This is a genomic window from Streptococcus parasalivarius, assembly GCF_054785155.1.
On record NZ_BAABOB010000009.1, the window covers coordinates 25864 to 46949 of the forward strand.

Here is a 21086-nt window from a genome sequence, read left to right on the forward strand (position 1 = left end):
TTTACTTATGGTTTGATACGGTGCAACATACGTGGGAATGGAATAGCTTCACGAATGTGTTTTGTGCCAGATACGAAAGTAACCATACGTTCAATACCGATACCAAAACCACCGTGTGGTACCGAACCATATTTACGAAGGTCAAGGTAGAATTCGTATTCTGTACGATCCATACCAAGTTCATCCATTTTAGCAACAAGCGCATCGTAGTCATCCTCACGCATTGAACCACCGATGATTTCACCATAACCTTCTGGAGCCAAAAGGTCTGCACAAAGAACGCGCTCTGGATTACCAGGAACAGGTTTCATGTAGAAGGCCTTAAAGCTTGCTGGGTAATTAACGACGAATGTTGGAACACCAAAATAGTTTGAAATCCAAGTTTCGTGCGGTGAACCGAAGTCATCCCCATGTTCGAGGTGCTCGTAATCTGTATCTTCATCATTTTCATGTGCTTGAAGAAGGTCGATAGCTTCATCATAAGACACGCGCTTGAATGGCTCAGCAATGTATTTCTTAAGAAGATCCACATCACGTTCAAGGATTTCAAGAGCTTGTGGCGCACGATCAATCACACCTTGAATAAGTGCTTTAACGTAAGCTTCTTGCAAGTCAAGTGACTCATCATGTGACAAGAATGAATACTCAGCATCCATCATCCAGAACTCAGTCAAGTGACGGCGTGTTTTTGATTTTTCAGCACGGAAAACAGGACCGAAGTCAAAGACACGACCAAGAGCCATTGCACCAGCTTCAAGGTAAAGCTGACCAGATTGGCTTAGGTAAGCAGGAGTACCAAAGTAATCTGTTTCAAACAATTCTGTTGAATCTTCAGCAGCATTTCCTGACAAAATTGGACTATCAAATTTGATGAAACCATTTTTATCAAAGAATTCGTATGTTGCGTAAATAATGGCATTACGAATTTGTTGGACAGCCATTTGTTTACGTGAACGCAACCAAAGGTGACGATTATCCATCAAGAAGTCAGTTCCGTGTTCTTTTGGTGTGATTGGGTAATCATGTGACTCACCGATGACTTCTACTGCTGTCACATCCAACTCGTAACCAAATTTTGAACGTTCATCTTCTTTGACCACACCAGTCACATAAACTGATGTTTCTTGGCTAAGGCGTTTAACAGTATCAAATTTTTCAGTACCTTCTTCTTCACCGTATTTTTCGATGAAGTTAGGTTTGAAAGCTACAGCTTGGAAGAAGGCAGTTCCGTCACGCAATTGAAGAAAGGCCAATTTCCCTTTACCTGATTTGTTAGCTACCCATGCACCGATAGTGATTTCTTCACCCACGTGTTTAGGCACATCAATAATTGAAACTAATTGTTTAGACATGTAATTACTTCTCTTTTCTGTTAATCTATATTAATTCTATTTTTCCATAAAGGCTTTGATTCGGCGAACTGCTTCTTTCAAAGTATCCAAATCTGTTGCATAGCTAAGACGAATATTTTCAGGTGCGCCGAATCCTGCACCTGTTACCAAAGCCACTTCAGCCTCTTCAAGAATAGCATTTGTAAAATCATTGACATCTGTATAACCCTTGATTTCCATCGCTTTTTTTACATTAGGGAAGAGGTAAAAGGCACCTTGAGGTTTGATGACTTCAAAACCAGGTACTTCAGCTAGGAGTGGATAAATTGTATTCAAACGTTCTTCAAAGGCCTGACGCATTTCTTCGATAGAAGACTGATCACCAGTTAAGGCTTCAATAGCAGCGTATTGGGAAACTGCTGTAAGATTTGATGTTGTTTGGCTAATAATCTTCGCCATTCCTGAAATAATTTCTGGATCTCCTACAGCAAATCCCACACGCCAACCTGTCATAGCATAGGTCTTGGAAACACCATTAATCACAATTGTTTGCTTACGAATCGCATCTGAAAGACTAGAAATGGGTGTGAAAGTATTGCCATTATAGACCAAACGACCATAGATATCATCTGCTAAAATCAAAATATCGTGCTCAACCGCCCAGTCACCGATTGCTTGCAATTCTTCCTTGCTGTAAATCATTCCTGTTGGATTTGATGGAGAATTAAGCAAGACAACCTTAGTTTTTTCAGTTCGAGCAGCTTCAAGTTGTTCAACCGTTGCTTTAAAGTGATTAGCTTCAGTCGTTTGGAAAGTAACCGGAACACCCTCAACCATTTTAACTTGGTCTACGTAAGAAACCCAGCAAGGTGTTGGAATAATGACTTCATCACCAGGATTAATGACTGTAGCAAAGAAAGCATATAAGATAAACTTAGCTCCAGTGCCGACAACAACCTCATTTGGTTTCACAGCATAACCATAGAAATTTTTCATGTAAGTGCTGATCGCATCCTTGAGTTCCGGAAGTCCAGAAGCCACGGTATAAAAACTTGCTTTACCATTTTCAATAGAAGCAATGGCCGCATCTTGAATGTTCTTAGGTGTTACAAAATCTGGTTCACCAAGTGTCAAACTCAAAATATCACGTCCTTGAGCTTTAAGAGCTTTAGCACGCGCACTGGCAGCTAAAGTAACACTTTCTTCCATTTGTAATACACGATTTGATAATTTTGTCATTTCATTATAGTCCTTCCACTTTAATAACCTGACCTGAGATAAAATCAACCAGATAATACTGGGTTCCTGACTTCACTTCCCAAATAGGAGTTTTGCCATATTTTCCTAGGTGGACATAGGATATCTCCTTAGCACCATAGGCCTTAGCAGCTTTCTTAGCCACTGACTTACTAATACCATCAGATTGCTTGTAGATATCAACCACACCTGAATCAGGACTCATGATAACAGCCAGCTTCTCACCTTGACTAGACTTTCCAAGAAGTCCGTAATAGGTAGACTCACCATGGTAGATATCAAATTCAGTAACAGTCCTTATGCCTGCTTTGCTCTCTGCTATGGCAATAACCTTCTTTTCAGCGTCTACGTAAGGCTTAGTCGCTACAATAAGAATAGCAGTCACAGAGGCAATTAAGGTCACAACGATTACAATTATTCCAAAAATAAGCTGTTGCTTTTTTGTCCAAGGTGAACGTTGTTTACGCATAATGCCTCCTAAAAAAGTTTCTGAATTTATTATATCAGAAAATGATAAATCTTTACATAGCAATATAGCTAGTATTGAGCAATTAAGTCTATCTTTTTTATAACTCAGTAAAATTCATAAAGCCTGAGTAATCTTAGAAAAGGTTTGTTTTAAAAAGTTAACTTTCTTTTTCTAAGAAATCCTTAATATCCTCTTCGACTTGCTCAAACTTAGCATACTTAAGCGCCACTTCTTGTGTGACTTCTTTTAGAAATAGTTTTCCATAGCTCTTAACGAGTGGGCGATTATCCATAAGAAGAATAGCTGAACGCTGTTCTGGGCGTCTTTGGGCACGTCCGATAGCTTGTTTGAAACGTAAAACCGTCATTGGAAGACTGTAACTCTCAAAGGTACTCTTTCCTTGCTTAGAAAACCAAGATTCAATCTTTTGATAGAAAGGATCCTTAGGATTGTCAAACGGCAGACGTGCAATAACCTCAATTACCCTATCTTGTTGAGCAAAGTCAACACCTTCCCAGAATGCCCCCATACCAAGAAGGAGATTGGTCTCACCTCTATCAAAACGTTTTTTGACATTAAAAGCTGTCCCATTTTTCTCTTGAGTTAGGTGACGAACTTCCCTATGATCCAATAAATCCGAAACAGCCATCATACTCTTTCGAGACGTGAATAGTACTAAAATTGGATATTCCATTTCAGATAGCTTCTGGAGACGCTTTGCAAGAGCAACTTCATACTCCTCCTCAGAAGAAACTCCAATCATAGGCATGCTTTGATCAATCCAAATAGCTTGATTGGGTAAAGTGTCCATTGGAAGGCTAACCTTGCGTACCTGTTTTAAGCCCAACAAATCAGCCACATCAACATCAGGTCCTACATCAATAGTTGCTGAAACAATTATCACTTTTTGAGCACTTGGTAGATAAGCTGAAAGTTCTAAGAGTTCTTGACGTGACGCCTTTAAATAAGTCACACGATGTTCCTGATAATAGTCTGTTTCAAGCCAAAAATGGCTGTAAAGGGGTGTCTTCAGTGGAGACAACATCTCCATCAAATCACTTTCACCTTCCAGTTCAGAAATGGTTTGTAGCAAACAATCTAATTGCTGGCGATTATACTGCTTCTGAGGAAATTGTTGGTGTTCTTGGATTAGATGGCTAACTTCAAACTGCAAATTTTCGAGCAAGCGTTGTTGAAGTAAGGTTTGATTACCACTATCAAGAATACGATGGATATGTTGCAAAAGGATCGTAAGATTGACTTGATGACGTGAAAATTGTTCCAAAGCCAGAACCATCTTTTGTCCCTCATCAATCACAAGGGTTTTTCCTCGAACAAAATCATGATCATCTTCCATACGCGTCAAAAGATAAGCATGATTGGTCACAACTACCCTAGCTTCTTGGGCTTTTTGGTAGGACTGTTGCCAAAAATCATATTCAGCAAAAAGACTATCCACCTTTAACTTACCATCGTGCTTAATCTCATCAAAATAAGCCATATAGCGCTGTTTTTGTCTGATTTCATCAAGATCTCCTGTCTTCGTTTCAGTCAACCAAACTAAGAGTTGCATTTTGTAACGATTAATCAAACGGTTACTGTCCTGGCGAAGTAAGGTCTGGTAAAAGGCATCTAACTTGATATAATTCTGAGGTCCTTTGAGACTATGAAAGTTAACATTAAAGACATCTGATAATGCTTTAGCTTCCTGATTCATAATCTGATTTTGAAGAAGCTTGGTTGGAACAGCTACTACTACTTTATCGACATCGGCTTGTGCTAACAAGGGAAGCAAATAGCCATAGGTTTTCCCAATTCCAGTCTGAGCCTGAATCATGGAAATAGCAGTATTATCAAGCTCCTTCCTCACTGCCTCAGCAAACTCTCTTTGTTTAGGTCTTGACTCTAAATCTAAGAGAGCAATATTGGTAGCAAAATCTTGAGACAGTTTTCGTTCCGCCTTATAAGCCACAGGTCTACGAAGAACAATTCCAGATTCTTCAAGCATGACATATTCCTTTGAAAGACCTAAATTTTGACCTCTTATAGCATCACGAATAACCAACTCAGTCTCAAAAAGAAGATTATCTGAAAAAGTCAAAAGCATCTCAATGGTCTGTCTAGGTAGGCTGGCAATCTTATCCATCAAATGAAACAAAAGCTGTCCGGTCGCTCTCGCATCTTCAATAGCGGTATGGGCTTGAGCTAAGTCAAGATTAAGAACCTTGGATAAATGAGATAACTTATATTGTTCGAACGTTGGATAAAAGACTTGAGCCAATTCGACCGTATCAACACGAGGCGTCCTTAATTCGAAACCCTCCATAAAAAGTGCCTCTGCAAGCAAATTGGCATCAAATTTAACATTATGGGCAACAAAAATACAGTCCTCAATCAGTTCAAAAATTGTTCTGGCAATTTCTGAAAAATCTGGTGCTTGGGCCAACTGCTGATCGGTAATTCCTGTTAAATGAACAATGTGCTCATCGAGTTCTTGGTGTGGGTTAACATCACTCGCAAATTCGTCAACCACCTGACCATTTTGCATGATAACAATTCCCACCTGTATAATACTAGCCGTTGACGAAGCGGAGGTTGCTTCCAAATCAACAATGGCATATTTATTCGTGTTTTTTTCACTCATAGTGACCTTATTATAGCATATACAAAGCACCAAAAAAAGACAAAGCCATCATTCTGATATTGGAAAAAGCCTGAAATTCGTGCTACACTAGAACTATGAAAATAAGACGAATTTTAAATCCTGTTGCTCAGGAAAACACCTATATTTTAGAAAACGATACAGCCTGTCTAGTCATTGATCCAGGAAGTGATACTTCTGCTATCTTAGCTGAACTTAAAGTAATCGATAAAACAGTTGCTGCTATCCTTTTGACACATACACACTACGACCACATTATGAGTGTTGAGGCAGTCCGTCAGGCATATAATTATCCTCCTGTCTATGTTGCTGAAGCTGAAAAAGACTGGTTGATGAGTCCTATTGATAATTTATCTGGACTCCCACGTCACGACGATATGGAAGACGTTATTGTCAATCCTGCAGAACACTACTTCGATTTTACTGAAGATTATAACATCAAGAACTTTCAGTTTAAAGTTGTTCCAACTCCAGGACACTCTATTGGAGGTGTTTCTTTTATCTTTGATAGAGAAGAAACTGTATTTTCTGGTGATGCCCTCTTTAAAGAAACAATTGGACGCTGGGATCTTCCAACAGGGAACCACGAACAATTACTCACTAGTATTCAAGAGCAACTTTTTACACTTCCTAACCACTACAAAGTTTCCCCAGGACATGGATGGGATACCACTATTGGTCACGAGAAGGTCTTTAACCCACATTTTTCATAAAAACAAAAGCTTGTCATACCTACTTTAGTTAGTATTGACATGCTTTTTTTATTCGAATAAAAAAGAAGGCCGATAGACCTTCTTATCTGAGACACTGTAGAGTGCTTATTTAGATTTGATATAGTTAACACCATCTGCTTTAGGTGCAACGGCTTTACCGAAGAAAGCAGCCAAGACAATAATTGTCAAGATATATGGTGCAATTTGCAAATACACATTTGGTACATGTGAAATGAGTGGAAGCTGTTTTCCAATGATTGCCAATGATTGTGACAATCCAAAGAACAAACTTGAGAGCATAGCTCCAATTGGACTCCAACGACCAAAAATCATAGCAGCCAAGGCGATGAAACCAGGACCTGCAATTGTTGTAACGGCAAAATTGTTTGAGATTGATTGTGCATAAACCGCACCACCAACTCCACCAAGGAAGCCCGAAATCATAACGCCATAGTAACGCATACGATAGACGTTAATCCCAAGTGTATCTGCTGCCTGTGGGTGTTCACCAACTGAGCGAAGTCGCAAACCAAAGCGCGTCTTAAAGATGAGCCACCATGATGCTACTGAAACCAAGATAGCAACATATGCTACCAAAGAAACATTAGTGAAGAAAACTTTACCCAAGAAAGGGATATGATTCAAGATTGGGAATGATACAGTCTTAAAGTTATGACTGATAGCAGGTGTTTGACCAGCACCATAGATAACACGTGTCAAGAATACTGCCAAAGATGGTGCGATAAGGTTCAACACTGTACCAGAGACAACATGGTCAGCTCGGAAGTTAATTGTCGCAACAGCATGGAGCAATGAGTAGAGAACACCAACCAGACCTGCTACAATCGCAGCAATCCAAGGTGTCGCATCTCCAAAACTTTCTGCAAAAGTCAAGTTAAAGAGGACACCTGCGAAAGCACCAATTACCATAATTCCTTCAAGGCCGACATTTACGATACCGCCTCGTTCAGAGAAAGTTCCACCGATACTTGTAAAAATCAATGGTGCTGAATATTTCAACATAGAGGCAACGATTAAGGCTATAATTGTAATAAAGTCCATATTAGTTTTGTCCTCCTTTAGCTTTCACTGATTTATGACGAGGGCGAACCCAATATCTAATGATGTAATTAGCACCAACAAAGAAGATGATCAAGGCTGAAACAACATCGATAATTTCAGGTGGAACACCAATCATACCACTCTTACCAATAGACAAAACACCATAAAGAAGGGCGGCAAATGGGATACCGATAGGTGAGTTAGACGCTAAAAGCGCAACCGCCATACCGTTCCAACCGATAGCCAATGAAGCGTTTTGAACGAAGACATTTTGGAATGTACCAAGTCCTTCTACTGTTCCTCCAAGACCACATAGAGCACCTGAGATAATCATTGACATGATAATAACACGTTTAGATGACATCCCTGCATACTCTGAAGCATGAGGATTAAGACCTACAGATGTAATTTCAAAACCAGTTGTTGTTTTCTTAAGCAAGAACCAAACTAAGAAGGCAGCCGCAAGAGCCAGGAAGAAACCAATATTGAAACGCGAACCACCAGTTATTTGAGATAAGTACTCCGTTTGATAACTAGCTGATGCTACAACCTTGTTAGAAGCTTCTGAAGAACGCAACATATCAGCTGTAAATCCAAAGCGAATAATATTGTTTGCTACATACAAAATGATGTAGTTCATCATGATGGTAACAATGACCTCACTAGTTCCCAAGTAAGCACGGAGAATACCTGGAATAGCCCCAGCAATACCACCTGCAACCAGACCGATAATGACTGTACAGATAACTGAAATCACCTTTGGTAAGTCAGGGAATGACAAAGCAAACCATACGGCAGAAACCCATCCTGCCAAGGCTTGTCCTGGCAAACCAACGTTAAAGAAACCTGCCTTAGATGCAACAGAGAATCCTAGGGCAATCAGAATCAGCGGACTCATTGCACGAAGAATTTCACCAATATTTTTCAATGAGCCGAAGGCCGTTGTGAAAAGATCATAGTAAGCCCAGAATGGATCGTAACCGAAAATCAACATCAAAACGGCTCCAATCAGCATTCCCAAGAGGACAGCAATTAAAGGAACTGCCCAATTTTGTACTTTTTTAGACATTTGCTTCCTCCTTATTCAATTGTCCACCAGCCATAAGAATACCAAGATCTTGCTTATTCGTTTCAGCAGGATCTAGAATTCCCTGAATTGCACCATCATAGATAACTGCAATTCTGTCTGACATATCAAGAATTTCATCCAATTCAAAGCTGACAACAATCACAGCCTTACCTTTATCACGTTCTGCGATAATACGTTTACGGATGTACTCAATGGCACCAACGTCAAGACCTCGAGTTGGTTGACTTACAATAAGAAGTTCTGGGTCACGGTCAATCTCACGAGCGATAACAGCTTTTTGTTGGTTACCACCTGACAATTCACCACCAGCAATTAACTCTCCTGCACCACGAACATCAAATTCTTTCATCAATTCACGCGCTTTAGCATTGATGACATTATAGTTCAAGATACCATTCTTAGAATTTGGGTCTTTGTAGTAGGTTTGAAGAGCGATATTTTCAGCAACTGTCATTTCAAGGACCATACCATCACGGTGACGATCTTCAGGAATATGACCAACACTCATTTCAGTAATCTGACGAGTTGTCTTATGAATAATCGATTCACCCTTGATGGTAATATCACCTGACTTAACTTTACGAAGTCCTGTAATTGCTTGGACAAGTTCTGTCTGACCATTGCCATCGATACCGGCAATACCGATGATCTCACCAGCACGAACTTCTAATGATAGATTTTTAACAGCAGGAATTCCTCGGTTCTCGTTAACCACCAAATCTTTAATAGAAAGAACAACTTCTTTTGGATTTGAAGGAATTTTCTCTGTCTTGAAGGAAACCTGATGGCCGACCATCATTTCGGCCAAGTCAGCATTTGTTGACCCTTCAATCGTTACCGTATCAATTGATTTACCACGTCTAATGACAGTGACACGGTCAGAAACTGCTCGAATTTCATCCAACTTATGGGTAATCAGAATAATCGACTTGCCTTCCTTAACCAAGGTCTTCATAATGTTTAGAAGTTCAGTAATTTCAGACGGAGTCAATACCGCAGTCGGCTCATCGAAGATCAAAATATCAGCCCCACGATACAAAGTCTTAAGGATTTCAACACGCTGTTGAGCACCAACAGAGATATCTGCAACTTTGGCAGTTGGATCTACCGCAAGACCGTATCTTTCAGAGAGTTCAGTAATTTCCTTGATAGCCTTCTTCATATCAAGGACACCACCAGCTTTAGTTACCTCACTACCAAGGATGATATTTTCAGCAACTGTAAAAGCTTCAACCAACATAAAGTGTTGGTGAACCATCCCAATCCCCAGTTTCGTTGCTTTAGATGGTGAATCAATCGTCACCTCTTGTCCTTTAACCTTAATGGTACCGCTCGTAGGTTGCAAAAGACCTGAAAGCATATTCATTAAAGTTGACTTACCTGCACCATTTTCACCGAGGAGGGCATGGATCTCTCCTTGTCTCACATCAAGATTGATATGGTCATTTGCCACGAATTCACCAAATTTTTTGGTAATATTGTGCATCTCAATGACATTTGGCTTCGTCATACAATCTCCTTCCAAGAATAATTTTTATTTCAGCAAAGGGGATCATTAACTGCTTCCCTTTGCTGAGACAAAAATTTGTCTCAGTCTAAGTTCTATAAAGACTTATACTTAACTATTATTTGCTAAGACCATCAGTTGGTTTCAATTCACCATTTTTGATTTGTTCTTTAGCTTTTTCTACTGCATCCTTGATATCTGAAGGAAGATTAGACGTTACAATGTCAACACCACCGTCTTTGATACCGTAAGTCTTAGTTTTACCACCTTCGAATTTATCGCCTTTGACTTGTCCGTTAGCAATATCTTTAACAACTGTACCAACTTGTTTGATTGTTGAAGTCAAAACAAAGTTAGATTTTTTCTTGTCTGAAGATGTATAATTACCTTCTGCTGTTTGGTCACGGTCAACACCGATTACCCATACTTTCTTATCGCTTTCAGCATCAAGTTTTTCGTTAACTTCTTTAGCAGCTGTGAAGACACCAGTACCAGTACCACCAGCAGCTTGATAGATTACGTCAACGCCTGAAGCATACATTGTTGAAGCGATTGTTGTCCCTTTAGCTGCATCAGAGAATGATTCAGCATATTGAACTTGGACATCAATGTCAGGTTTTACTGACTTAGCACCAGCTGTGAAACCAGCTTCAAAACGTGTAATTGTGTCTGATGTTTGACCACCGATGAAACCAACTTTATTTGTTTTTGATTGCATAGCTGCTGCGATACCTGCAAGGTAAGCACCTTCATTATCTGCAAACAAAACACTCTCAACGTTCTTTTGATCTTTAATAACATCGTCAATAATTACATAGTTCACATCTTCGTGTTCTTTAGCTGCGTCTGCTACTGCATCATGAAGAGCAAAACCAACACCAAAGATGAGATTGTAGCCTTGACTTTGTGCTGAAGACAAGTTTGTTGCAAAGTCAGATTCTGAACCAGATTGGAAGTAATTGTAGCCAGAATCTTTTTCAAGTTTGTTAGCTTTACCCCAAGCTTGAAGACCTTCCCATGCTGATTGGTTAAATGATTTATCATCAACCCCACCAGTATCTGTAACGATAGCAGCTTTAACTTTTGAATCAGCTGATGATCCTCCGCGTCCGCCACGTGCACATGCTGCAAGACCAAGTGCTGCTACAGCAACAAGGCCAAGCCCGATAATTTTCTTGTTCAATTTCATCTTGAACACTCCTCCTATAACTTGCAAGAAAACTTGCTTAATAAAGAATAAAACAACTAGACTATTGTAAGTCCGTAAAAGAGTATGGTAACAACTCTCCGACTGTCATCTCGACTGTCGAGTTATCTTCAGCGATAAGAATCACTTTAGAATCAGATTTTAAAAATTCCACCATTACTTGGCGACAAGCACCACATGGTGAGATGGGATCTTTGGTATCTCCGTAGACTGCAAGACATTCAAAATCTCTATACCCTTCGGATACCGCCTTAAAAATGGCTGTCCTCTCTGCACAATTGGTCAATCCGAATGAGGCATTCTCAATGTTACAGCCTTGAAAAATTTGCCCATCCTTTGTAAGCAATGCTGCTCCAACTCTAAAACGAGAATAAGGAACATAGGCATTTTCAGCTGCTTCTTGTGCTGCTTTTATTACTTGCTCTTTTTTAGTAGCTATCATGGCTTTCTTGACCTTTCATAATGGCAACTCCTGACGAAGTACCAATACGGGTTGCACCAGCTTTGATAAAGGCTTGAGCCGTCTCAAGTGTGCGTGCTCCACCAGATGCCTTGACTCCCATAGTAGGACCAACAGCCTCTCGCATAAGTTCAATATCTTCAATTGTTGCGCCACCAGTAGAAAAACCCGTAGAGGTCTTCACAAAATCTGCACCTGCCAGTTTAGCTAATTGGCAAGCTTCGACCTTTTCTTCATCGGTCAGAAGACAAGTTTCAATAATAACCTTTACAAGTTTTCTTCCACTAGCTTCAACAACAGCTTTAATGTCGTCTTCGACTAATTTAAGATTTTTAGATTTAAGAGCACCGATATTGATTACCATATCAACTTCATCTGCCCCATTGGCAATAGCATCCTTGGCTTCAAAAGCCTTAACTGCAGAGGTCGATGCTCCCAAAGGGAAACCAATCACAGTACAAACTTTAACAGAACTATCTTTAAGCAATTCAGCTGCCGTTTTAACCCAAGTTGGATTAACACAGACACTGGCAAACTCATACTTCTTAGCCTCATCAATTAAGGAAAGAATCTGTTCTTTATTAGCATCAGCTTTTAGTAGGGTATGGTCAATATAGCTATTAACAGACATAAACAAACTCCTTGATTAGTATAAAATTAAGGCTTAGCGGATTATCTTTAATATTTCTGTCGTTTCTTTACATTCACTATCAATGATAACATTTTTTTCAAATTCAGTCAGCATTTTTTCAGATAAAATTTCTTGACTATAGACCTTGGCAATAAGGTCTCCTTGAGCTACTGCATCGCCAACTTTCTTTTCAAATACAATTCCCGTTTCATAATTAAGACTATCTGACTTAGTAGCTCGACCTGCTCCCAATTGCATGGCAAATTTCCCAAACGCCATAGCAGGCAACTCTATAATATAACCCGTTTTATGGGCATAAATATCTGTAACGACAGGAGCACTGCTATGACGATAAAGATCAGTCAAATCACCACCCTGAGCTTGAATGAGTTCTTCAAACTTAGCAAGGGCTTTTCCACCCACTAAGTGATGACGAATCTCTTCCTGATTAGCTTCAACTTGAGCTAAATCTAATAGAATCTCAGCTAACTCACAGATAAAGTCAGTGATGTCTTCACGTCCCTTACCTTTCATAATTTCAATGGCCTCAGTGATTTCCAAGCGGTTACCAATAGCTTTACCTAGTGGCTGGCTCATATCTGTAATAACTGCAATTGTTTCACGATTAACCTCATGTCCTAATGCAACCATGGTCTCTGATAATTTTTCAGCATCAGACATGTTTTTCATGAAAGCACCTTGACCAACAGTAACATCCAATAAAATCTTATCAGCACCTGCTGCAATTTTTTTGGACATAACAGAGCTTGCGATTAGAGGAATGGAATCTACTGTTGCAGTGACATCACGCAAGGCATAAAGAAGTTTATCAGCCTTAACTAAATGCTCAGACTGACCAATGAGGGAAATTCCAATGTCTTTAACTTGCTGAATAAACTCTTCCTTACTACGCTCAACCTGATAGCCTTTGATAGACTCTAATTTGTCAATCGTTCCACCTGTATGTCCAAGACCACGACCACTCATCTTAGCTACTGGAACACCAAAGCTAGCTACAAGTGGCATAAGGATGATGGTTACCTTATCGCCAACACCACCGGTCGAATGTTTATCTACCTTAACACCTGGAATTTCCGACAAATCATATTGTTCACCTGAAGCAACCATATCAGTGGTCAAATCATGAATTTCACGAATAGACATTCCTTGATAATAAATTGCCATCGCCAGTGCAGCTATCTGATAGTCTGGAATTTTCCCAGACACATAGCCATTAATGAGATATGAAATTTCCTCTGTGCTTAACTCGCCTCCATCTCTTTTCTTTTCAATTAAATCAACTGTTCTCATATTTTCTCACTTCTAAGGATATAATATCCTTTATCCTTTTTAACGACTTCAGCATTACCAAACACATCCTCCATCTTAGCTTTAGCTGACGGAGCTCCTTGTTTTTTCTGAATAACAATAGTTAGGTTACCACCTTGATTGAGATAATCATATGCCTCCTCAATAACTTGATGAACCACCTTCTTCCCAGCACGGATAGGTGGATTAGAAATAATATAGTCAAAACTTCCAGTAACATTTTCATAGACATTCGATTGGAAAATAGTAGCTTCAACCTTATTTCGTTCAGCATTTTGTTTCGCTAAATCAATTGCCCTACTATTGATGTCAATCATTGTGACTTTGACTCCTTGTACCTTGGCCAAACTAATACCAAGAGGACCGTAGCCACAGCCCACATCTAATAGTGTGTTTCCAGCCTCCAAATCTAATGCACTCAAAAGCACTTGACTTCCATAATCAATCATTTTTTTAGAGAAAACCCCAGCATCCGTATAAAACTGAAAACTTTCTCCTAACAAATTTACCTTTAAATCATGAATATCGTGAGCCGCATCTGGCGTCTCAGCATAATACATTTTTGACATTATTTTTTTCCTTCTAGATAGTCTTTTCCCTTTATCGTATCATAAATACCAAAGTAAGGCTAGTGATATGATAAGGCTTACATTCCGGCTTTTTTTCTGCTATAATGTTAGCTATGTTAAATGAATTTATCAATTTCGAAACGATATCACGTAAGGAGTGGCAACGCCTTCATAAAGAAGGTAATGCCCCATTGACTGCGGAAGAACTTGATTCCATTCGTAGTCTTAATGACAAGATCGATGTGCAAGAAGTTAGTGATATTTATCTTCCCCTTATCAATCTCATTCGTATCTATCAGAAAACAGCCAATGATTTAACCTTTTCTAAGAGTATCTTTTTACAAAAATCACAGACTAATCGTCCATTTATTATTGGGGTATCTGGTTCAGTTGCTGTTGGCAAATCCACTACCAGTCGTTTGCTTCAACTCTTGTTACAACGTACCTTCCCCCAATCTAAGGTTGAACTTGTAACAACCGATGGCTTTCTCTATCCTAACCAAGTCTTGAAAGAAAAAGACATCCTTAACCGTAAGGGTTTCCCTGAATCCTACGATATGCCGCTTCTTCTCAATTTTTTAGATACTATAAAAAATGGTGGTGATATCAATATTCCTGTTTACTCCCATGAAATTTATGATATTGTACCAGGTCTTACACAAGAAATCAGACAGCCCAATTTTTTGATTGTCGAAGGGATTAATGTTTTCCAGAATCCTATTAACCAACGACTCTACATGAGTGACTATTTCGATTTTTCTCTTTACATTGATGCTGAAGTTAATAATATCGAATCATGGTATCTCGAACGTTTTCAAACCCTTCTTGAGCTCGCCAAGAAAGATGAAAATAACTATTACCATCGTTTTACTAAATTTAGTAAAGACGAAGCTTTATCTTTAGCACAAAAAACTTGGCGTGATATCAATTTGATTAACCTGGAAAATTATATCGAACCTACACGAAGCCGAGCCGAACTGATTCTTCATAAGGGAGACAATCATAAAATCGACTTCATCCACTTAAAAAAATAGAAAAAGCTTGCCAAGGGGTCTAAAATAACGTATAATGACATAGTTAGATAAATTTTGGAGGTGAAAACATTGGCAAATATTAAATCAGCTATCAAACGCGCTGAACTTAACGTTAAACAAAACGAACAAAACTCAGCTCAAAAATCAGCTTTGCGTACTGCTATCAAAGCATTCAACGCTAACCCAACTGAAGAAGCTTACCGTGCTGCATCTGCTAGCATCGATAAAGCCGCTTCTAAAGGTTTGATTCATAAAAACAAAGCAAGCCGCGATAAATCACGCCTTGCAGCTAAATTGGCTAACTAATTGAAAGCTCCATTTAGGAGTTTTTTTTATTACCTTATAACATAAAAACCTGCTAGACCATAAGCTAGCAGGTTTTCTTTATTAATTAAACTCCAGTGATCTTAACTTCAAAAATCGTTCCTTTGGGTTGATTATCTTTAACAACAATTGTTCCTTTAAGAGCTAAAACAATTTGTTGCGCTAGTGATAAGCCCAGTCCAAACCCACCTTTTTGTCTGGTTCTAGCCTTATCTACTCGATAAAATCGATCAAAGATATTTTTCTTATCACTATCTGATATACCAGGACCATTATCAGCTACCGAAATATAAAGATGTCGGTCATTAGTGCGAACCGTAAAGATAACATGTCCATCATCTTCTGTATACTTAATAGCATTATCAAATAAAATCGTCATTAGCTGCTTCAGTAGCGTTTTATCAGTCTGAATTGGACGGCTAACTTGGTTTTGGGCCGTAAATCCTTTCTCGTTTTCTTCAGCAATCATGGCATAATTAGTAAATACTGTATCAAAGAAAGAAGAATCTAAGGTTTCGACTTCTGGTTTTATGCCATCATCACGACGAGCCAAGTTCAAAAGATTAGTTGTCAAAAGACGCATATTACGTACTTCATCAAGACTTGAAGCAATATTCTCTGAATTATCTAAAATGGTGCTCTCCGGCTTGCGGAAAAGCGCCTCTAGTCGGTTTTGAATCACAGCAAGTGGCGTACGTAACTCATGGCTAGCATTCTCAACAAATGCCTTCTGCTTCTCCAGACTTTCCTGTATAGGCCGTCTTGACCATTTTGCCAAATACAAACTAGCAGCTATGGATAGTAGCCAGAAAAAGCTCATCATAATGACAATTAGTTTTACATATCGTTCAGTGGCTTCTTCTAATTGCGTCGTATTGATGGCAATCACAACGTACTTAGCATCAGGATAGAGACTATTATCAACTTTTTCAGTAATCAGACGGTACTTTTCCGTTTGATCAAAATAATTCTGAGCACTTCCCTTACTGATTACATCAATATTATTTTTATCTATTGGTAAATTGGATAAACTAGAAAATTTGTCGACTGCATTGAGGACCTCTCCATTCTTATCAAGCACTAAAACACTGGTATTAGCAGCAACAGATAAATCGTGTGGGGCATCTTTCATCTTTGATTCCTTCTTAGATTCTTTCTTAGAGCCACTCGAGTCAGGTGTTTCATCTGTAGAGCTTTTAGTATCATAAGCCTGATAAATGGTTGTCGTATTATTTTGATCTACCTCAGAGGTCAGAAATAGTTCCCGTTTTAGCATTTCCATTTCTAAATAAGAATTGGTCTTAGTCGCTGCCATTTTCAGACTAGAGTCCACATTGGAATAAACACCGTAACTCAGAATCTGCAAAATCATGACAGTCATGACAAGGAAAATACCAGAAAAAGTGGCAAAGAAATGAATGAAAGACTTAAATCCTTCTGACTTGATTCTCCTAAAGAGATAATTGAAAAATTTAGTCAGCATTCTTCAAAATGTACCCCACACTTCTCAAGGTTTGGAGGTTGGCAGCAAAGTCTGTTCCTTTAAGTTTCTTACGAATTTTAGAAACGTATACTTCAACAACTGATACCGTAGTATCACTATCAAATCCCCAAAGACGGTCAAAAATTTGTGACTTAGGCAAAATCACATTCTGATTTTGTAAGAAGTAAACTAATAAATCAAACTCTTTACCAAGAAGTTCTACTTCTTTATCACCCACAAAGGTTGAATTTGTAGCAAGATTGACACGAACATCACCAAAAGAAAGTGTGTTTTGGTCAAATTTACCAGAGCGTTTCAAAAGTGCTTGAATACGCATCTTCAGCTCTTCTAAATAGAAAGGTTTGGTTAGATAGTCATCTGCCCCCAGTTCAAAGCCGTGTCCCTTATCGTCTAGACTTTCCTTTGCCGTCATGATAAGAACAGGAGTCGTTACACCTTTTTCGCGTAATTCTCTAAGAACCGTGAAACCATCTTTTTCAGGCAACATAAGGTCTAAAAGAATCAAATCATAGACGCCACTTTCAGCTTCGTAGAGGCCTTCATCACCATCAAAGACCTGCATAACATCAGCAAAGTCATCTAAAAAATCAAAAACTGAGTTGGACAAACTCAAATCATCTTCTACTAGTAGTATTTTAATCATAGTTATCCCCCTTGTTAGGTGTCAAAGATACAAAGAACACTTTGACTAAGTCTTATCATTATATCTAAAATACACATAATCATCTAGTGCTTTGATCTTCTTTTATTTAGATTCAGTCTACTATACTTTCCTTAAGTTTTTCATAACTGGAACGAAAAAACAGCACCAATAGGTACTGCCCTTTTATCGTTATTTTTTCTTAGAACAAACCAACAGCTGTTCCGTCTTCAGAAACGTCCATTTTAAGGGCTGCTGGAGCTTTTGGAAGACCTGGCATGGTCATAACATCACCTGTAAGAGCCACGATAAATCCAGCACCTGTTTTAGGAACAAACTCACGAATAGTGATATCAAAACCTTCTGGTGCTCCAAGCAAGAATTGGTTATCTGAGAAACTATATTGTGTTTTAGCCATACATACTGGCAATTTGTCCCAACCAAATTCTGCAAACTGTTTGAGTTGATTTTTAGCTTTTTTCTCGAAGAAAACTGATTTACCACCATAGATTTCAGTAACAATCTTAGTGATTTTTTCTTCCAAGCTATCATCATCAGAATAAAGACGTTTATAGTCAGCATTCCCATTTTCAACAGCATCAACTACCGCGTTGGCAAGGTCAATACCACCATCAGCACCATTAGCCCAAACGCTAGCCAATTCAACAGGAACATCGATTTCTGCACAAAGTTCTTTAAGGGCTGCAATTTCAGCTTCTGTATCAGCAACAAACTCGTTAATAGCAACGACTGCAGGAAGACCGAATTTACGAACATTTTCCACATGACGTTTCAAGTTAGCGAAGCCATCACGAACAGCTTGAACATTTTCTTCAGAGAGGTCCGTTTTGGCTACCCCACCGTGCATTTTAAGGGCACGAAGTGTCGCAACAATAACAACAGCATCAGGAGTTGTTGGGAGGTTTGGAGTCTTGATATCAAGGAATTTTTCAGCACCAAGGTCAGCACCGAAACCTGCTTCCGTAATTGTATAATCTGCCAAACGTAGCGCTGTAGATGTAGCTAGAACTGAGTTACATCCATGAGCAATGTTGGCAAATGGTCCACCGTGTACCAAAGCTGGTGTCCCATAAATTGTTTGTACCAAGTTAGGTTTGATGGCATCTTTAAGAATAAGTGTAAGCGCACCTTCGATTTCAAGATCACGCACATAAACAGGTGTACGGTCATAACGGTAAGCAACGACAATGTTAGCCAAACGTTCTTTAAGGTCTTTAATATCAGTAGCTAAGCAAAGAATCGCCATGATTTCAGATGCAACAGTAATGTCAAAACCATCTTCACGTGGAATACCGTTAAGGGGACCGCCAAGACCAACATTTACATGACGAAGCGCACGGTCATTAAGGTCAACTACACGTTTCCAGATAATACGACGTTGGTCAATACCGAGTGCATTTCCTTGGTGAATATGATTATCAAGGAGAGCAGACAAAGCGTTATTAGCTGTGGTGATAGCGTGCATATCCCCTGTAAAGTGAAGGTTGATATCTTCCATCGGAAGGACTTGTGCGTAACCACCACCTGCAGCACCACCTTTAATCCCCATAACAGGACCAAGAGATGGTTCACGAAGGGCAATCATCGTTTTCTTACCAATTTTGTTCAGAGCGTCTGCAAGACCAATTGACATAGTTGATTTCCCTTCACCAGCTGGTGTTGGGTTGATGGCTGTTACCAAAATCAATTTTCCTGGTTTATTGTCTTTGACTGCATTGATTTTATCAAATGACAATTTTGCCTTATATTTTCCGTAGAGTTCCAAATCGTCAAAGCCGATTCCAACTTTTTCAACTACTTCTGTGATTGGTTTTAATTCTACACTTTGAGCAATTTCGATATCTGTTTTCATGAGACACTCCTCTATATTTTTCTAGAATCTATTATAACAAAGTTTCATAAAAAACACATTATTTTTGGTTAATTACTTTTCAATGTTCGGTTTTTGTTTTGTTATAAATCGTTATAACTTTAATTTATAGGGGTACAACTAAAAAAGACCTTCTATTATTTACTAAAAACTCAATTTTTAGTACAATACTACTATGAAAATTTTGATTACATCGGGTGGTACCACTGAAAAGATTGATGCTGTGCGTGGAATCACAAACCATTCAACAGGTTATCTAGGTAAGGAAATCGCTGAACTTTTCTTGGCTAAGGGGCACCAAGTAACCTTAGTAACGACCAAGGCAGCGGTTAAACCAGAACCGAAAGAAAATCTAAAGATTACAGAAATTACGAACGTAGATAGTCTCCTCAAAAAAATGGAGCCACTCGTCAAAGAGCACGATGTCCTCATCCATAGTATGGCAGTCTCTGATTATACGCCTGTTTATATGACGGATTTCGCTGAATTAGAGGCTACCGAAGATCTCGCTCAATTCTTGCATAAGTCTAACACTGAGAGCAAGATATCTTCAGCTTCAGAGTATCAAGTTCTCTTTCTTAAAAAAACACCTAAGGTCATTAGCCTTGTTAAACAATGGAATCCTACTATTCAGTTGATTGGCTTCAAACTTTTGGTTAATGTAAGTAAAGATGAGCTTTTTGAGGTTGCTCGTGCAAGTCTGAAACGCAACAAAGCAGATATCATTGTCGCAAACGACTTGAGTGATATTTCTCCAGATCAACATATTGCCTATCTAGTTGACGAAAAAAGTGAGGAGAAGGTTAGGACCAAAGCTGCAATTGCTCGAGCTTTATTTGAAAGGATATGCCATGACTAAACGTATCATCCTTGCTGTTTCAGGATCAATTTCTGCCTATAAAGCAGCCGATCTAACAAGCAGGTTAAAGAAAAAAGGTTATGATGTTCACGTCATTATGACTGAAGCTGCTCAAGCCTTTATCACCCCTCTGACACTTCAAGTTCTCTCGAAGAACCCCGTTCACACTGATGTCATGGAAGAAAAATTAGCTGAACGTATTAATCATATTGACTTAGGAAAAGAAGCTGACCTCTTTATTGTAGTACCAGCTTCAGCAAATACCATTGCCAAATTAGCACATGGTATGGCCGATAATATGCTTACTGCTACTGCTTTAGCTTTACCTAGCATTACCCCAAAACTAATTGCCCCTGCAATGAATACGAAAATGTATGAGAATCCACTGACTAGGAAAAATTTAGATACTTTGCATGACCTTGGCTACCAAGAAATTCTTCCAAAATCAGGTTTACTGGCTTGTGGAGATACGGGAAGCGGTGCCTTAGCTGATATCGATGACATTATTGAATCCATTGACAATGCTTTAACAAAATAGCCTTGTAGA

At 39.0% G+C, this 21086-nt stretch carries 20 protein-coding genes; 5 read left to right on the plus strand and 15 right to left on the minus strand.

The features are described 5' to 3' along the window. Positions 1-5: 5 nt before the first annotated feature. From asnS to ACYVQ1_RS08900, 4 genes are all read right to left on the minus strand, one after another. Positions 6-1352, minus strand: a complete 1347-nt coding sequence (gene asnS / locus ACYVQ1_RS08885; RefSeq protein WP_461250453.1) for an asparagine--tRNA ligase — start codon at positions 1350-1352, stop codon at positions 6-8. A 36-nt stretch (positions 1353-1388) separates the two neighbouring features. Further along, the gene (locus ACYVQ1_RS08890; RefSeq protein WP_461250454.1) at positions 1389-2570 is read right to left on the minus strand and encodes a pyridoxal phosphate-dependent aminotransferase; all 1182 of its coding nucleotides are present in this window, start codon (positions 2568-2570) and stop codon (positions 1389-1391) included. Between the two features lie 4 nt (positions 2571-2574). Further along, positions 2575-3057, minus strand: coding sequence for a cell wall elongation regulator TseB-like domain-containing protein (locus ACYVQ1_RS08895; RefSeq protein ID WP_347105003.1), 483 nt, complete (start codon positions 3055-3057; stop codon positions 2575-2577). Between the two features lie 157 nt (positions 3058-3214). Then, entirely contained in the window at positions 3215-5701 is a 2487-nt protein-coding gene (locus tag ACYVQ1_RS08900; RefSeq protein WP_461250455.1) for a bifunctional DnaQ family exonuclease/ATP-dependent helicase, read from the minus strand. A 95-nt stretch (positions 5702-5796) separates the two neighbouring features. On the opposite strand from ACYVQ1_RS08900, the gene ACYVQ1_RS08905 reads away from it, so the two are divergent. Beyond that, on the plus strand, positions 5797-6432 hold the full coding sequence (locus tag ACYVQ1_RS08905) for an MBL fold metallo-hydrolase (RefSeq protein ID WP_461250456.1): 636 nt from the start codon (positions 5797-5799) through the stop codon (positions 6430-6432). 105 nt (positions 6433-6537) lie between these two features. On the opposite strand, the gene ACYVQ1_RS08910 is transcribed toward ACYVQ1_RS08905, so the two are convergent. From ACYVQ1_RS08910 to ACYVQ1_RS08945, 8 genes are all read right to left on the minus strand, one after another. Beyond that, positions 6538-7494, minus strand: coding sequence for an ABC transporter permease (locus ACYVQ1_RS08910; protein WP_461250457.1), 957 nt, complete (start codon positions 7492-7494; stop codon positions 6538-6540). 1 nt (position 7495) lies between these two features. Next, positions 7496-8563, minus strand: a complete 1068-nt coding sequence (locus ACYVQ1_RS08915; protein WP_004184109.1) for an ABC transporter permease — start codon at positions 8561-8563, stop codon at positions 7496-7498. Further along, positions 8556-10094: an ABC transporter ATP-binding protein gene (locus ACYVQ1_RS08920; RefSeq protein ID WP_461250458.1), complete on the minus strand. Its 1539-nt coding sequence runs from the start codon at positions 10092-10094 to the stop codon at positions 8556-8558. Before ACYVQ1_RS08920 ends, ACYVQ1_RS08915 begins: the two co-directional genes overlap by 8 nt. A gap of 115 nt (positions 10095-10209) precedes the next feature. After that, positions 10210-11274 (minus strand): BMP family lipoprotein, encoded by a 1065-nt coding sequence (locus ACYVQ1_RS08925; RefSeq protein WP_277619197.1) that lies wholly within the window; start codon positions 11272-11274, stop codon positions 10210-10212. 67 nt (positions 11275-11341) lie between these two features. Then, entirely contained in the window at positions 11342-11740 is a 399-nt protein-coding gene (locus ACYVQ1_RS08930; protein ID WP_002891126.1) for a cytidine deaminase, read from the minus strand. Next, positions 11727-12389, minus strand: coding sequence for a deoxyribose-phosphate aldolase (gene deoC, locus ACYVQ1_RS08935; protein ID WP_461250459.1), 663 nt, complete (start codon positions 12387-12389; stop codon positions 11727-11729). Before deoC ends, ACYVQ1_RS08930 begins: the two co-directional genes overlap by 14 nt. 33 nt (positions 12390-12422) lie before the next feature. Continuing rightward, the gene (locus ACYVQ1_RS08940; RefSeq protein WP_461250460.1) at positions 12423-13700 is read right to left on the minus strand and encodes a pyrimidine-nucleoside phosphorylase; all 1278 of its coding nucleotides are present in this window, start codon (positions 13698-13700) and stop codon (positions 12423-12425) included. Then, positions 13697-14287 (minus strand): class I SAM-dependent methyltransferase, encoded by a 591-nt coding sequence (locus ACYVQ1_RS08945; RefSeq protein ID WP_110981457.1) that lies wholly within the window; start codon positions 14285-14287, stop codon positions 13697-13699. The genes ACYVQ1_RS08940 and ACYVQ1_RS08945 overlap by 4 nt, the downstream gene beginning before the upstream one ends. Before the next feature lie 113 nt (positions 14288-14400). On the opposite strand from ACYVQ1_RS08945, the gene coaA reads away from it, so the two are divergent. Both coaA and rpsT read left to right on the plus strand, forming a co-directional pair. Further along, on the plus strand, positions 14401-15321 hold the full coding sequence (gene coaA / locus ACYVQ1_RS08950; protein ID WP_461250461.1) for a type I pantothenate kinase: 921 nt from the start codon (positions 14401-14403) through the stop codon (positions 15319-15321). Positions 15322-15390: 69 nt separating this feature from the next. Beyond that, complete coding sequence (gene rpsT / locus ACYVQ1_RS08955; RefSeq protein WP_037597891.1) at positions 15391-15627, plus strand: 30S ribosomal protein S20; 237 nt, start codon at positions 15391-15393, stop codon at positions 15625-15627. Between the two features lie 85 nt (positions 15628-15712). Here rpsT and ACYVQ1_RS08960 read toward each other — a convergent pair whose 3' ends face one another. The 3 genes from ACYVQ1_RS08960 to ACYVQ1_RS08970 form a co-directional block, all read right to left on the minus strand. Next, positions 15713-17128 (minus strand): sensor histidine kinase, encoded by a 1416-nt coding sequence (locus ACYVQ1_RS08960; RefSeq protein WP_461250462.1) that lies wholly within the window; start codon positions 17126-17128, stop codon positions 15713-15715. Beyond that, positions 17118-17792 carry a response regulator transcription factor gene (locus tag ACYVQ1_RS08965; RefSeq protein WP_002891134.1) on the minus strand — a complete coding sequence of 225 codons (675 nt, stop codon included), beginning with the start codon at positions 17790-17792 and terminating at the stop codon, positions 17118-17120. Before ACYVQ1_RS08965 ends, ACYVQ1_RS08960 begins: the two co-directional genes overlap by 11 nt. Positions 17793-17991: 199 nt before the next feature. Then, complete coding sequence (locus ACYVQ1_RS08970; RefSeq protein ID WP_461250463.1) at positions 17992-19662, minus strand: formate--tetrahydrofolate ligase; 1671 nt, start codon at positions 19660-19662, stop codon at positions 17992-17994. A 193-nt stretch (positions 19663-19855) separates the two neighbouring features. On the opposite strand from ACYVQ1_RS08970, the gene ACYVQ1_RS08975 reads away from it, so the two are divergent. Then, positions 19856-20539, plus strand: coding sequence for a phosphopantothenate--cysteine ligase (locus ACYVQ1_RS08975; RefSeq protein WP_461250464.1), 684 nt, complete (start codon positions 19856-19858; stop codon positions 20537-20539). Then, on the plus strand, positions 20532-21077 hold the full coding sequence (gene coaC / locus ACYVQ1_RS08980) for a phosphopantothenoylcysteine decarboxylase (RefSeq protein ID WP_461250465.1): 546 nt from the start codon (positions 20532-20534) through the stop codon (positions 21075-21077). The genes ACYVQ1_RS08975 and coaC overlap by 8 nt, the downstream gene beginning before the upstream one ends. Positions 21078-21086: the final 9 nt, after the last annotated feature.